This window comes from Bradyrhizobium sp. USDA 4504, assembly GCF_054063995.1.
In genome coordinates, this window is record NZ_JBSSGV010000001.1 from 8741104 (window position 1) to 8756257 (window position 15154).

Consider the following 15154-nt stretch of genomic DNA (forward strand, 5'->3'; position numbering starts at 1 on the left):
AGATTGCTGGCCTAGATTGGATCGTTGTCCGCCGGCTGTGGTGATTTGGTGGGCCCGAATTTCGGGAAGGGGCTCGAAGGATGACCCCTGGTTGCTGCGCCCGTTTCGACCATCGTTCGCCAGCGGGAAGGACTAAACCATTAACAAATGCGATCGTTCACGACGCCGGTGTGGTGAGCGAAGGTGCCTGGGGCGGCTTCATTTCGAGATCTTCATGCCTGTGCTGCCGAGCTTGGCGAGCATCAGATGCTCGGCAAAAAACACGTCGGCGATCCGTTGCTGCTCCGCCTCGGCGAATTGCTGGACGTTCACGGCCGCAGAACGCTCAATTTCGTACTCGCCGCGGGGCGGAGAGAATTCATGCTCGCTAGATGAGAGGGCGGCATTGCCATTACCCAAATGCCGCTAGTAATAGAATTACTTTCTCCTCGTCGCCGTCGTATTGGCTGAGTGATCACAGTCAGGTAGTGGGAAAGTACAGCACGGCTTCTCAACTAAGGAGCAGACGTTGAAGCGATGCACATGACCACGTTCGCTGCCGCGATGGAGGCAGCGTGAGCTGCCAAGCGGGAGGCCAGAATCTGCCTCAGTCCTGATGGCCAATGTTCAGGCCTGATTCCCTGACACATGCTCCGACGCCCTCCGAAGTGCGAAAGTTATCGAAATGCCTGAGTTTGATGCAGCTATGTTTTTTCTGGCCGCAACGACGTGCTTTGCGTCCTTTGTAAATGGAGCCATCGGCTACGGGTTTTCGTCGCTCACTGTGCCTCTTGCGCTGGTTTTCTACACCAATCGCGTTCTCAACCCCGCCATTGTTATCATCGAGGTCTTCGTCAACGTATACGTCGTCCTCATCAATCTGAAGGGCGTGCCGGCAATTTGGAGACGAGTGTTTCCCATCTTGCTTGGACTTTTGCCGGGCATTGCGCTTGGCGGCTATGCGTTGGCCTCGCTGCAGCCGGGCTGGATCAAATTCGCTACCTACACGATCATACTGCCCCTGATCCTGCTACAAGCCGCAGGTTGGCGCCGCCCTATCGAAGCTAGCTGGCTGATCGGTCTACCATTCGGTTCGATGCTGGGCATCCTCTATTCAGTGACGACCATCTCCGGTCCGCCTTTGGCGATGTTGTTTAACAACCAGGGCCTGGTCAGAAGTGAATTTCGCGCCGGTCTAGCCCTGGTTCGCGTGGTTGAGTCGAGCGTGACCGCCTTCGTCTATTACAAGCTAGGCCTGTTCATCTCCGAAAGCGGCAGCCTGCTCTATGCCTTTATACCCAGCGTTGTGCTCGGCATCCCGCTGGGATCCTACGCCATGCGCCGGCTTGATCCTGAGATATTCCGACGCATCTGCATGAGCTTTGATGCCTGGATCGTCGGATTCGGTCTGTCACGAGTGCTGATCGAGCTCGATCTAGTGCGGAGCTCCTGGGCTTATAGCGTGATGTCGGCGACGATACTGATCGATGTTTGCCTGCTATATTCGTTCTTTACCACGCACGGTCCGACCTGGTCAGAGCGACGGTCTCGGCGCGCCGCGGATATAAGCGCTTGAACGATGTCGGCGGGCGCCCCAGTATCGAACGCGCGCGCGACCTGGATCCTAATGGCCCGAAAGCAAAGCCAATCGATGACTGCGCGCGATGCCGATGTGGCCCTGTCGGCGCCAAGGATAAGGGCATGACAACTGGCTGATTGTTCCACGACAATCCGGTGTTTCGAGGCGGGGGAATTTGAAATCTCAGTTCTGAAGCGTCGGAGGCAGATGTTGCCGACTCGCTATTCGAAATACTTGTGATCGTTTGCCCGCGGGCGCTGATCGAGAAAAGGGAACACTCGAGACACAAGCACATCGAGTCGCCGTCTCGTCGGTCATCGATATCAACACCGCTCATTGTGCGGCGATCATCGAATCTCCTGCCAAAGAGCAGCCGGGCGCATTCCTACTTTACACAGGTTGTCCGGTAGCTTCGGGCAGGTACGTGAAACGCTCCGATTTTGCTGATCTGGAGCGTACAAGGAGCGATGCAAAGTCGGCATTAAGCTGCTAGCTGAACGATCCGAACACCAACCTTGTGATCCGCGCCTCTTCATGATCGGAACTGGCTCGAGCGTTCATAAAGATGTTAGCGTCAGCGGCAATGCTTGGTGGAGTCGACAAGTGCTGTCGCGGAACTTGCGGCCGTGTTCGCGGCAGCCGTAGCCTTCTCCTCGAAATACACCCAAGGACGCGCGCCCGACGACTTTGTACGCTTTGTGACAAAGGGATATTGAGCTGTTACGCCTCTGACTGTCGGAAAAAGGCAAAGGCTGACGTCCTCGTTGCGGTTGCTCATCCGCGAAGATAGGCCGTAACACGCATCCGGGTTGCTTGGCGATCACTCCTATTTGACGCTCGCACCTTCTGAGGTGGCCCGAGCTTTTGCGATGGCATCGCATTTGCAGAGATGAAAATGTCAACATGAGTTCATCATCGTCGAGTTGCGGCCGCTTGCAGGCCACGCACGCAGGGTGAGGGGCGCCGCGCTTACGAGCCCGTTCTCTCAGGAGTGCCAGTGATACCATCTGCCAATTGGGCTGCCAGCCTGCTTGGGACGCGGCTTGCGTTTTTCGTTGCCGGATTCGGCCTCGCGGCGTGGGCGCCGTTGGTGCCGCTTGCCAAGGAGCGGCTCGCGGTAGACGACCGCACGCTTGGTCTTCTGCTGCTCTGTCTCGGAACAGGATCCGTTCTCGCTATGCTTCTGACCAGCGTGTCGAACGCGCGGTACGGCAGCAAGCCCATTATCCTCGTGGGTGGACTCGGCCTCGCGCTTATCCTGCCGTGGTTGGCTATCGCTGGAACACCTCTTGCGCTGGGTGCCACGCTGTTTGCTTTCGGCGTTTCACTCGGTTCGATCGATGTAGCCATGAACATCTATGCGATCGAATTGGAGCGAGCCACCGGCCGTCCGTTGATGTCCGGTTTCCATGCCCATTACAGCATTGGAGAATTCACCGGCTCTGCTGCCGTGACCCTGTTTCTCTCGCTTCAGCTTAGTTCACTTTCTTCGACGTTGGTCTGTTCGACGTTTATGATGATCGCGATAGTGTCGGCCTGGCCGCGGTTGACTGCAACGAGCTTGAGACAGCAGGGGCCATTGTTTGTCTTGCCCCATCGCAGTGTGCTGCTAATAGCGGCGCTCGCGGCTATCACTTTTCTTGTCGAAGGTGCAATGCTTGATTGGAGCGCTTTGCTTCTCGTTGGGGAAGATCTTCTCACGGAGGCGCACGGAGGTCTTGGATGTATGCTTTTCGCCATCGCAATGACCGCAGGGCGCCTCGGCGGAGATGCCGTTGTGGAGCGAATCGGCGACCGTGCCACATTGATGCTCGGAACTCTGCCGATCATGATAGGTTTCTTGGCTGTGGTCGCCGCGCCGGTAGCGTTGATTGCCATGGCGGGGTTCCTGCTTATTGGATTGGGCATTTCAAATGTTGTACCCGTACTGTGTCGACGCGCCGGCAAACAGAAGGTGATGCCGGTAGGCGTTGCGATCGCGGTCATCACGACAGCTGGCTACGCGGGTATACTGGTGGGTCCCGCTGGCATCGGGCTCGTCGCACACATGACTGGCTTGCCTTTGGCGTTCGCGATGTTGGGTGCGCTCATGTGCGTCGTCACGTTGTCGGCACGGATGGTGTGACAGAGGGGCGTTAAGGCTCGTTAGTCGAGAGAGACGGGGGACGGCGTTAGAGGCTGAGCGTCGATCAGGTCTAAAACTTTAGCAGTAGAACGCTACGCCTCGATCACGGCCATTCTTCTTTTCCTGCAAGTTGGTTGGCTGAGCCGTAACTAGGATATGCGAGTCACTCGGGTGATCGGACATCCAACTGAGCGCTGTTGTTGATGAATGCCGTTGGGCCAGGCTGGAATATCCAATGTCCGCTGATGCTCGGATGGGTCTGCTTGCAGCCGCTGTCGGGACTACCAGTTCACTAAGGTACCGTCCATTTGCTGTCGGCGAGATACGCCCGGTACGCTAGCTGAATGCCGTCCTCCAGCGAGGTGGTGGCGCGCCAGCCGAGCCGCGCCAGTCGGCCGACGTCGAGCAGCTTGCGCGGCGTGCCGTCCGGGCGCGACGTGTCGAAGCTGATCTCACCACGAAAACCGACGGCGGCCGCGACCATGAGTGCGAATTCGGCAATGGTGATGTCCTCGCCGGTGCCGATATTGACCAGTTCGGGCGAGGAATAGGTCTTCATCAGATGGACGCAGGCGTCGGCGAGATCGTCGACATAGAGGAATTCGCGGCGCGGCGTGCCGGTGCCCCACACCGCGACGTTGCCCGCGCCCGAAACCTTGGCCTCGTGGAAGCGGCGGATCAGCGCGGCTACGACGTGGCTGTATTCGGGGTGATAATTGTCGCCGGGGCCGTAGAGATTGGTCGGCATCACGCTGATGAAATCGGCGCCGTACTGGCTGCGATAGGCCTCGGCCATCTTGATGCCGGCGATCTTGGCGATGGCATAGGGCTCGTTGGTCGGCTCCAGCGGGCCGGTCAGCATCGAATCCTCGCGCAGCGGCTGCGGTGCCAGGCGCGGATAGATGCAGGACGAGCCGAAGAACATCAGCTTCTCGCAGCCATTGGCGTGCGCTGCCTGGACCACGTTGCTCGAGATCGCCAGATTGTCGTAGAGAAATTCGGCCCGCAGCGTGTTGTTGGCGACGATGCCGCCGACCTTGGCTGCGGCGAGGAACACGGCCTGCGGCCGCTTCGCGGCAAACCAGGCGTTGACCGCGGTTTGGTCGCGCAGGTCGACCTTGCTGCGCGACACCGTCAGGAGATCGGCCTCCTCGCGCGCCAGCCGGCGCATCAGCGCCGAGCCGACCATGCCGCGATGGCCGGCAACGAAGACGGTCTTGCCCTTCAGCTCAAACGCCGTGCTTGCCATTGGCCGCGTCCTGCCTGGCCTCGACGAGATCGCTGGCGACCATTTCCTTCACCAGCTGCGCGAACGGCGTCTTCGGCGCCCAGCCGAGCTTGGCGCGCGCCTTGCTGGCGTCGCCGATCAGAAGATCGACCTCGGTCGGGCGGAAATAGGTCGGATCGATCTGCACCAGGGTATTGCCGGACGCCTTGTCGACACCGACCTCCTCGACGCCCTTGCCGCGCCATTCGATGCTGCGGCCGACCTCGGCAAACGCCAGCTCGACAAATTTGCGGACCGACCGCGTCTCGCCGGTCGCGAGCACGAAGTCGCCGGGCTCGTCGACCTGCAGGATCCTGTGCATGCCCTCGACATAGTCGCGGGCGTGGCCCCAGTCGCGCTTGGCGTCGAGATTGCCGAGATAGAGTTTGTTCTCGAGGCCGACCTCGATGCGGGCGACTGCGCGGGTGATCTTGCGCGTCACGAAGGTCTCGCCGCGGATCGGGCTCTCATGGTTGAACAGGATGCCGTTGCTGGCGAACATGCCGTAGGCCTCACGGTAGTTCACCGTGATCCAGTAGCCGTAGAGCTTGGCGACGCCATAGGGCGAGCGCGGGTAGAATGGCGTGGTCTCCTTCTGCGGCACCTCCTGCACGAGCCCGTAAAGCTCCGAGGTCGAGGCCTGGTAGAACCGCGTTTCCTTTTCCATGCCGAGGATGCGGATTGCCTCCAAGAGGCGCAGCACGCCGATCGCGTCGGCGTTGGCGGTGTATTCCGGGCTCTCGAAACTGACCTGGACGTGGCTCTGGGCGGCGAGGTTATAGATCTCGGTCGGCCGGATCTGCTGCACCAGGCGGATCAGATTGGTCGAATCGGTCATGTCGCCATAGTGCATTAGGAACGGCACGTTGCCGGCGTGCGGATCCTGGTAGAGATGGTCGACGCGCGCGGTGTTGAACGAGGACGACCGGCGCTTGATCCCGTGCACTGTGTAGCCGAGACCGAGCAGATACTCGGCGAGATACGCGCCGTCCTGCCCGGTCACGCCGGTGATCAGCGCAACGCGCCGCTTTGAGTCCTGAGCCGCCATGGTCTCTCTTAGTTGCGCTGGAAAGAAAGCGCTCCTTGAAACGCGCGTTGCGGAGCGCTTTCTCGTGATATCTAGATGCGCAAGCGCGCACCACCCGCAATTAGAGGAGAACGATCATTAGCTTTAGTCATACACATCATATAGAAATGCGCACTATATACGTTGATTTACTCGACTGGAGAGCGGGACCACTGAGTTGAATGTCCACATCCTGACCGAACAAGCCGGACGACAAACGCCATCACGCGCAGCCGGATACTGCTCGGGCGATGTTTCCAACGAGATGACGCCGATGGTCCATGTTCCTTGTCTATCTTGCGCACGTTATATTCGCGTAGTCTCGCCATAGCCGGCGGAGTGGTTTGCTGAGGTGCAGTTGCCGACGCCCTTACCGGAATTACGCCATGCAAGCACACAATGAGCTTGGGCCTCGATATCGTATTCTACAAAGCTCCCGTACCTTTGACTTCCGAACAGAGCACGCAATCTGGTCAATAGGGTCGTCGGCCTAGCGCTCCTTTCAATAAGTGTAAACCGACGCAAGACCGAATAAGAAAGAATGGCAAACGTTGGTATAGTTCTTCGAACATTTCGATATCGATAGCTTACGTTCGTACAATAGAGAGTTCGATGCAATCGTCTAGTCTCATATCCCGACGAGTAACGACAAAGACGATCCACGCGAGAGCCGCTGTGTGATACACCGGTAGCAGACATGTGGAAAGCACGGTGAGGCCGCATCCTTCTAGCAGCCCGAAGGAGCACGGCCGGTGCAGGGTTCTCGAGGAGATCCTCAGTGAGGCGTCGGGACCGTTGCTCCCGCGTCGGCTGCTAACCGGATCGGCCGCGTCGCCGCTCGCTTTGTTGGGATTTGAGCTGAAGAGTCGTGAGTGGCTCATCAGGATGATGAGCCAAATAGGACATGACGCTTCACTCTGGAATGAATAGTCTGCCGATCTGGCCAAAGTTCCTCAATCCATGAAGCCTAGCCGCTTGCGCGATCTATCCTCGCAGCGGGCATACCACGCGATGGTGACAGTTGCCGTCGCCTTCGAGCGAAGAGTCTGTTTGTGTCGGGATTGGATACCGAACTCAGCCACCAACCGTGCCCGCATATCGGGCTCACCTCTAAGGAGGCACGCCATTCGCAGTCATCGCTGTTTGTATTCGATGGAGACAACCAAAAGCAGACCGTGGCCGGAGAAAGCGATGATGGTTGAAATAGACCGAGCCCGCACTTGCGAATGCGGCGATACATGAAGCCGCAATAAATTGAGAGCTTGATACCTATCACCGTCGGGTAGGCAGATTCCATGGGTCCCTCTGTGGGAACGCCTGACTCTTTGAACATGGGCTGTATCGATCAATATGTGTGGAATAGTCGGCATCTTGGCGCGTGGTCCGGTCGCTGGGCAATTGGTCGCTTCGCTGAAGCGACTGGAATATCGTGGCTATGACTCCGCTGGCCTAGCGACGCTCGAGGGTCTCCGTATCGAGCGCCGGCGCGCTAAAGGTAAGTTGAGAAACCTTGAGGAACGGCTACGCCATTGTCCGCCGTCGGGTCATAGCGGCATTGGTCACACCCGCTGGGCAACTCATGGAAAACCGACCGAGAGTAATGCTCATCCGCATGCGACGGAAAATGTCGCGGTCGTTCACAACGGTATCATTGAAAATTTCCACGCGCTGCGAGCCGAACTGGAGCGGAATGGAGCTCATTTTAGCTCAGAGACGGATACCGAGGTGGTGGCGCATCTCGTCGAATCCTACCTCAAGAATGGCTACTCGCCGCAGGATGCGGTACAAGCCTCGCTGCCACGGCTGCGCGGAGCTTTCGCTCTGGCATTTCTGTTCAAAGGCCATGAGGATCTTTTGATCGGTGCGCGCAAGGGATCGCCCCTTGCGATCGGGCATGGTCCTGGCGAAGTGTATTTAGGATCGGACGCGATCGCACTCGCGCCCTTGACCGATGCCATTACTTACCTTGAGGACGGCGACTGCGCCGTGCTTACCCGCGCGGTCTGCGTGATCTATGGCGCAGACGGGACTGTCGTCCATCGGGAAACATCCAAGCCTGGCGCGTCGTCACTCCTGGTGGACAAGGCGAACTATCGTCACTTCATGGCAAAGGAAATCCACGAGCAGCCGACCATGGTCGGACAGACACTGGCGCATTATCTCGATATGGCAGCCGAGCGCGTAGTCCTGCCGCTCACACTACCGTTCGACTTCAATTCTATTCAGCGCATCTCAATTACAGCGTGCGGCACGGCGAGCTATGCTGGCTACATTGCCAAATACTGGTTTGAACGGCTGGCCCGCCTGCCTGTCGAAGTCGACGTGGCGTCCGAGTTCCGCTACAGGGAGTCGCCTTTGCGCCGGGGCGATCTCGCGATCGTCATCTCGCAGTCCGGGGAAACGGCCGACACACTGGCCGCGTTGCGCTATGCCAAGAGCCAGGGCCAACACACGATATCCGTGGTCAATGTCCCGACGTCGACTATCGCGCGCGAGAGTGAATCCGTGCTGCCGACGCTAGCGGGTCCAGAAATCGGCGTGGCCTCCACCAAGGCATTCGTCTGCCAGCTGGCGGTGATGGCGATCCTTGCCGTCGCAGCAGCCAAAGAGCGCGGTAAGCTATCCGAGATCGATGAATCGAGGCTTGTACGCGAACTTATCGAAGTGCCGCGGCTGATTGCTGCAGCGCTGTTGGTCGAGCCGCAGATCGAGAAACTCGCGCGTGATGTTGCCAAGTCGAGCGACGTGCTCTATCTCGGCCGAGGCACATCGGCGCCCCTGGCCTTGGAGGGCGCGCTCAAGCTGAAAGAAATCTCCTATATCCACTCAGAAGGCTACGCCGCCGGCGAACTCAAGCATGGACCGATTGCATTGATCGATGAGACAGTGCCCGTCGTGGTGATCGCGCCCTACGACGGGGTCTTCGAGAAAACCGTCTCGAACATGCAAGAAGTCGCCGCTCGAGGCGGCAACATCATCTTGATCACCGATGCAAGGGGCGCCTTGGAGGCGACGGTGGATACGCTTATGACCATTGTTTTACCAGATATGGCTGCAAGCTTTACGCCCATGGTTTATGCCGTCGCGGTACAATTGTTAGCTTATCATACCGCCGTCGTTATGGGGACGGACGTGGATCAGCCGCGCAATCTTGCCAAATCGGTCACAGTTGAATAGATGGCCGCGGCAGCGTCGATATGCTGTCCTGCGGGTAGTTCCGCGGATGCAATAAACATGTCGTCGTGACTCCTATTGACGACTGCTCGCTGCTCGCCGCGCCCGCCGAACTTATCGAGACTGCGATCTGGAAGCCACTCTGGTTGACCCTAACCGCTATCGGAAGGAAGCGATCGGATCGCTTCAGTAGGCGAACTTAGCCGATTCCATTCGTGATTGACGCATGGGCGCCCTCGTCCCTCTCCGCAACGTCAATGCCGCGTGCGTTAGCTTCGGGTAGCCCAGCTCACGCTGCAAGCTGGGCACCTATCAGTTCCACAAGCCCTAACCAGCCCGAACGAAATACGGATATGCCTGATGGATCACCAATAGCCTCGTCCTACCTCCAATCCTCGCGCATGCCGAACTGACGAACTAAAGTGATACAGAATGCAGATAGCTTCGCGGGGGCGTATCGTGCCTCGCGGAGCGCCAAAACGTCCCCCTACATAAAGTCATCATCCTCCCAATCCGGCGAGGTATTTCCTGCACGCTCGGAACGTTCCGTGCCTCTGCCTTCGCTCTCCGCCGCTTTGGAAAGGTAAAATCGAGGTTTGTTCTCTCGCTGCCATTCTCCTTGGCTATTCTTACCCCACTTGTCGGGATGCTGGGTAGGATCAAGGACCATCAGCGAGTCACCTATCTCAACAAAACCCAACGCTGCGGCACGGGCTTTTGCTTCCGGATTCACAGGGTGAGAAAGGACCAAGGGCTCATCGCCATCAAGCCGAAGTTGATACTCCAGCAAGATATCGCCTGCATTGTCGACCAGGGGATGCGTAACCCGAAAGTCTATTGTCGATGTTATGTCCGATCGTCCGGGAAACTGTTCCTGCCAGCGGGCGCGTGCGGTTTCCTCCTTGAACACATCATCGACGGTAGCTCCTCCTTCCGTTCGGAGAAGTCCAACGCTTTTGTTTCCTAATTGATAGCTGAAATGTCGTGCGTCGTCCGAGCCGACCTTCCTGCCATGATTATAGGCGACGTCCGCAGCTCGTTCGGCCTTCAATGCCACCGACCGCGAGTATTGCTGGGGATTGGCCGCGATATGCTGGACTTCATCCCCATAGAAATCTTCCAACAGTTCCTGAAATGAGGTGCTTGAGATCTCCACGACAGGTGGTTTGGCAGCTAGTGAGTACGGCCGCGCTGCTGCCGAAGTTGAACGGGCATAGGCTGTTTGTGGCGCTATCTGCAAACTGGAAAAGACGTCCTCGAAGCGTCGGTCTTGATCTGTCTGCGTACCGCCGGCTTCAATTTGTGTCATTCCATCAAAGTCGGAACTACCCATCCATGGAAAGCTGGGTGAGCCATCTAGTCGATTGTACATGGGCGTTCGCGCTCCCATCCAAGAAAGTTGTCTTGAGTGTCAGGGCCACCAAGGCCGAGCGGGACTTGATAGTCAGACTGTCTGACGAGAAGCTGACTACAAGTTTTCGAGCAGTTGTACCGTGTGCCTACGTGATCGGATCTCTTTGCCGTGGCCGTTCACAGCGGTTTCGCCTGACCTTGGAAAGTTGGTCCGAGGTCGCGATACAATCTCACCATTCAGTGGGTTTAAAATTGACTCAGGCGAGCTCGGGAGTGGCAGTCCGACAGGACTCGTACAAAACTAATAAGAGCCCCAGCCCGCGCCAAACGGTAATCTAACGACAGGGGAGCGGGCTCGGCTGGCCAAAGATCGGCTCTCGTGCGAGGCGCCCAGACCGGACAAAAGTCGGCGGTCGGCTGATTGTTTCAAGCGTCTGCGCCGTCGCCATTCTCACTCAGTGCGGCATCGAGGTGCTCGATCAGCGTATGTCCGGCGAAGGGCTTGGCCAAGAATCCGGTCGCTCCCGCGCTCAGGGCTGAGGCGCGCACGCGGTCATTGGGGAAGGCTGTAATAAAAATGAATGGCACGCCATAGCCACGGGTCCGCATTTCCGCCAGCAGGTCCAACCCACTCATAACCGGCATCTGCACATCGGTAATTACACAGGAGGTCTCGTTCAACCGCGGCGACCTCAAGAACTCCTCGGCCGACGCAAACGTTTGAACGACGTAGCCACGCGATTTCAGAAGATTTTCTGTCGCCGCACGGACCGATGCGTCGTCATCAACGACAGAAATCAAAGGCATGGACAAGACAAGCTCTCCTGGCGCGGGACTAGCGGCTGCCGAGGCACTAGCCACCATTGAGCGAAAAGTGGGCTTGAGTGGTTAAATTGTAAAATCATACTTAGGTTTGTTCGGGGCGGTTACCGCGGATTCCCAGCGTCTCAGTCATTCTGATCAAATCCGCCAGCGACCTGGCGCGCATCTTTTTCATCACGTGTCCACGGTAGATCTTGACCGTAATCTCGGCGAGCCCCAGCTCGGCGGCTATCTGCTTGTTCATTAATCCGGTAGCGACCAGTTTCATCACCGCCTGCTCGCGCGGGCTCAAGGTTTCAAATAGAGACTTCAGCTTCGCGATAGTCTGCTCGTCCTCGCGCCTTTTGCGATCGCGTTCGGTCGCTGCGACTACGGCGTCCAGCAGTTCCTGATCGCGAAACGGTTTGGTGAGAAAATCGACCGCTCCGCCCTTCATAGCCCTGACGCTCATGGGAATGTCGCCATGGCCGGTAATGAAGATGATGGGAATATGAACGTTCGCCTTGGCTAGCTCAGTCTGAAACTCAAGGCCGCTTAAGCCTGGCAGCCGGACATCAAGAACCAGGCAGCTAACAACGTCGGGAAGTTTGCTCTGCAGCATTTCTCGGGCCGATCCGAATGCAACGACGTCCAGGCCCACGGATTGGAAAAGGTTCGTAAGCGACCGACGCATCGAGACGTCATCTTCAACAACGAAGACGATCGCATGCGCCGACGCCTCGGCCTTGCTGCCTTCGCGCTGGGAGTTGGAGCGTTCACTCATGACACGATCTCCTTGTGCAGCGGCAGGTCAAACCGAAAGGTGGCCCCCGGCCCTTGCTTGCAGACGATCGAAAGACGCCCTCCGTGAGCCTCCACAATCGAGCGGCAGATCGAAAGCCCCATTCCAAGGCCGCTCGATTTTGTCGTGAAAAATGGGTCTAACACTCGGTCGACGTCATTCTCGGCGATGCCGATGCCACTGTCAGTCACGGCAAGCCGCACGTGCCCCATATCGTCGCTAGATGACTGAATCACTAGTTCACGCGGCCGGTCCGTAACTGCGTCCATCGCTTCGATTCCGTTCATCACCAGATTGATAATCACCTGTTGCAGCTGAATCCGGTCTCCGAGGATTGCGGGTAGCGCTACCGTCAAATCGGTTTTTAACGTCACCTGGTGGCTAATCAGCTCACGTGTCACAAGCGCAATGACGTCTTTAACGACGTCATTGATGTCGAGCGGCAGCATCTCGATCTCGCCTTTCTTCGCAAGTGCGCGAATGCGACGGATCACCTCGCTTGCTCGGATTGCGTCTTCGATTATCCACTCAACCGATGAGCGCGCGGCGGAAAGATCAGGGGTTTCGCGGTTCATCCAACCGAGGCATGCGTCGGCGTTGCTGATAATAGCGGCGAGTGGCTGGTTGATTTCGTGGGCGATGGACGTTGTCAACTCTCCCAGGGTGGTCACGCGCGTCACGTGTGCGAGCTCTGCCTGTGCCTTTCGCAACTCTTGTTCGGCTTGATTTGCGCGAATGATAGCCGTCATGTCAGTGCTGACGCCCCGGTACCCGAGAAAATTACCGTCGATATCAAAAAAAGGCTTGCCACTCGTTCGAACGTAAATCGGAGATCCCATCCGGTTGACGGTGCGGTAGAGCAGATCCCGAAACGGCAGATGCGCCTCCAGCCTCGCCCGATGCTGCCGCCACTTCTCAGGTTCTTCTTCGACGTCGCACGCAATGTCCCAGCGAAGCATACCCATCAATCCTGTCGCCAGGATTCCCGCAGCGCTGGTGTGCTCGGACAAGCGAGTGACCTGATGATCTGGCCCGGTCTCCCAGAGCCAATCGGAGGCTGTTTCGGCGTAGTCGCGAAAGCGCTGCTCGCTTTCGCGCAGCGCGGCAAGTGTGCTTTCCAGACGTTCCCTGGCTGCATATTGCTCAGTGACATCCATATGTGTTCCGATGAGTTCGCTGACATTGCCGTCGCTGCCAACCACCACATGGGCCACGGAATGTATATGCCTCATCGAGCCATCTGGCATAAGGATTCGAAAATCGTACTCGAAGCGTCCTTCCTTGTCTTCTCTAGCCAGTCGCTGCACTTCCTGAAGTCGCGGCAGGTCGTCTGGATGGATACGCGACCGAATGGTCTCTATCGACACCGTCTCTTGCGGATCAAAGCCAAACAGGCGATCGACCTCGGCGGAGCGATAGATAAAATCGAGACGGTAGACGTCCCAAGACCAACTACCCGTGTGACTGAGATGCTGGGCTTCGGCCAGGTAGGCCTCGCTGCGGCGCAACTGCTGTTCTGCTAGTCTTGCAGCCGTGATATCCGTCGCTGCCCCGACAAACTCGATGTCACCGGTCGCGGTTCTCGTGGTGCGTGCCCGCGCATGGATGTGCTTCACTGATCCATCCGGCAGCAGTAACCGGTATTCATGCTCGAAGCTCTTTGGATCTCGCATCGCCCGATCGATGGTCTCTTGGACTGACGCCCTATCGTCTGGATGCGTGCGCGCGACGATCAGTTCCGGCGCGGGAACCGTCTGCGGATCCAACTGTAGAATACGAAACAGCTCCTTTGACCAAAAGGCCTCGCCGGTGGCGACGTTCCAGCTGAAGCTGCCTGTATTGCTCAACTCCTGCGCCTGAGCCAAATGTACTTCGCTTCGCTGCAGGGCAAGTTCGGTCCGCTTTCGCTCCGTGATATCTTCGCAGGCTATGAGGACAACGGGCCGCTCATCGGCCCAGAGCATTGCTTTGGCGTTTTCACGTACCCACAACACCGAGCCGTCTTTCCGAACTTTCTGGGCCTCCCAGGTTTGCGATTGACCGATATCTTCAAGGCAGGCCCGAATGCATTTGCGGGCGAACGCGCGATCCTCGTCCAGAAAGACTCCCAGGACAGATTGACCGATCAGTTCGGAGCGCGCATAGCCGAGCTGTGTCGCGCCGAGCGTATTGACGTTGAGGACAGTACCCGCTTCGTCGACCATGACGTACATGGAGGGATTGTGCTCAAAGATTGCGCGCCACCGCTTTTCACGGTCTTCCAAATCGGCAGTGCTGCGCCGGAGTTCGGCCGCAGTCTCACGCGCGGCCTCTCTTTCCTGGCGGATCTTTCCAATCAGGTGCGTTCCGACAATCGAGACAGTAAAGAAAGCGACAACCACCAGAAGAACTTGGGGGTCGTCGATCCCAAGACTGAACGCGGGCGGCGCGAAGTAGTACGCCAAAGCAGCGATGGCCAAGATGGAAAGGGCAGATGATGCAATGAAGCTGCCGATCAATGAAAATAGCAATATTACCAGCAGATAGCCGAACGCCGTCGCAGCGAAATGTGTTTGAAGGTACAAGGAGGCCAACGTCACTACCGCCAGCGTTATGCTGCCGAATGTGAACTGTGTGGCTGAACGTTTGAAATTATTGACTTGGTTATACATTCTTTGACCGTCCGGCCTTTCTCCGGCGGGAGAGTTATAACATTTAGGCAAAAATGGGGCAATCTTTCGGCCCCAAGGGACGCTCGCCAATGTTCTGGGTCAATTGCTTGCAGCTGAACTCAGCACGTGCCGGAGAAAGGCGCATTACAACGTAGGTATAGTTGTTCTAAACCTTTCAATATGGCGCGCTGACCCGCGTACCAAGCCGGTCGACGGTGATCATACCCGCCCCGACGTGATGCCGTAACGCGCGCCGGAATAAACGGATGGCTGAGTTGGAAATTGCCGCCACCCGCGGGCGCGGAAGAGGCCGGTTCAGTGGCCACGCACCAAGCTATTTTGTGGGCTAGACCCAGT

General features: G+C 57.7%; 10 protein-coding genes. 3 read left to right on the forward strand and 7 right to left on the reverse strand.

Features of this window, described 5'->3' with window-relative positions; genetic code table 11:
* Positions 1-198: 198 nt before the first annotated feature.
* A complete protein-coding gene (locus tag ACVMB1_RS41065; RefSeq protein ID WP_456849753.1) occupies positions 199-399 on the reverse strand; it encodes a hypothetical protein in 201 nt (66 codons plus the stop codon).
* A gap of 265 nt (positions 400-664) precedes the next feature.
* Between ACVMB1_RS41065 and ACVMB1_RS41070 the strand changes: the two genes are divergently transcribed.
* Positions 665-1555 (forward strand): sulfite exporter TauE/SafE family protein, encoded by an 891-nt coding sequence (locus ACVMB1_RS41070; protein WP_057018041.1) that lies wholly within the window; start codon positions 665-667, stop codon positions 1553-1555.
* Between the two features lie 1003 nt (positions 1556-2558).
* On the forward strand, positions 2559-3683 hold the full coding sequence (locus tag ACVMB1_RS41075) for an MFS transporter (protein WP_456849946.1): 1125 nt from the start codon (positions 2559-2561) through the stop codon (positions 3681-3683).
* A gap of 292 nt (positions 3684-3975) precedes the next feature.
* Here ACVMB1_RS41075 and fcl read toward each other — a convergent pair whose 3' ends face one another.
* The gene (fcl, locus tag ACVMB1_RS41080; RefSeq protein ID WP_456849755.1) at positions 3976-4932 is read right to left on the reverse strand and encodes a GDP-L-fucose synthase; all 957 of its coding nucleotides are present in this window, start codon (positions 4930-4932) and stop codon (positions 3976-3978) included.
* Entirely contained in the window at positions 4913-5998 is a 1086-nt protein-coding gene (gene gmd, locus ACVMB1_RS41085; protein WP_456849757.1) for a GDP-mannose 4,6-dehydratase, read from the reverse strand. The genes fcl and gmd overlap by 20 nt, the downstream gene beginning before the upstream one ends.
* 1368 nt (positions 5999-7366) lie before the next feature.
* Here gmd and glmS point away from each other — a divergent pair.
* Positions 7367-9193: a glutamine--fructose-6-phosphate transaminase (isomerizing) gene (gene glmS, locus ACVMB1_RS41090; protein ID WP_456849759.1), complete on the forward strand. Its 1827-nt coding sequence runs from the start codon at positions 7367-7369 to the stop codon at positions 9191-9193.
* A gap of 484 nt (positions 9194-9677) precedes the next feature.
* Here the strand turns inward: glmS and ACVMB1_RS41095 are convergent, their stop codons facing one another.
* From ACVMB1_RS41095 to ACVMB1_RS41110, 4 genes are all read right to left on the reverse strand, one after another.
* Positions 9678-10562: an Effector protein NopP gene (locus ACVMB1_RS41095; protein WP_253604038.1), complete on the reverse strand. Its 885-nt coding sequence runs from the start codon at positions 10560-10562 to the stop codon at positions 9678-9680.
* A 407-nt stretch (positions 10563-10969) separates the two neighbouring features.
* On the reverse strand, positions 10970-11350 hold the full coding sequence (locus ACVMB1_RS41100) for a response regulator transcription factor (protein WP_456849948.1): 381 nt from the start codon (positions 11348-11350) through the stop codon (positions 10970-10972).
* Positions 11351-11450: 100 nt separating this feature from the next.
* Positions 11451-12128: a response regulator transcription factor gene (locus ACVMB1_RS41105; RefSeq protein ID WP_057018013.1), complete on the reverse strand. Its 678-nt coding sequence runs from the start codon at positions 12126-12128 to the stop codon at positions 11451-11453.
* On the reverse strand, positions 12125-14797 hold the full coding sequence (locus ACVMB1_RS41110; protein ID WP_456849761.1) for a PAS domain S-box protein: 2673 nt from the start codon (positions 14795-14797) through the stop codon (positions 12125-12127). Before ACVMB1_RS41110 ends, ACVMB1_RS41105 begins: the two co-directional genes overlap by 4 nt.
* Between the last annotated feature and the right edge of the window lie 357 nt (positions 14798-15154).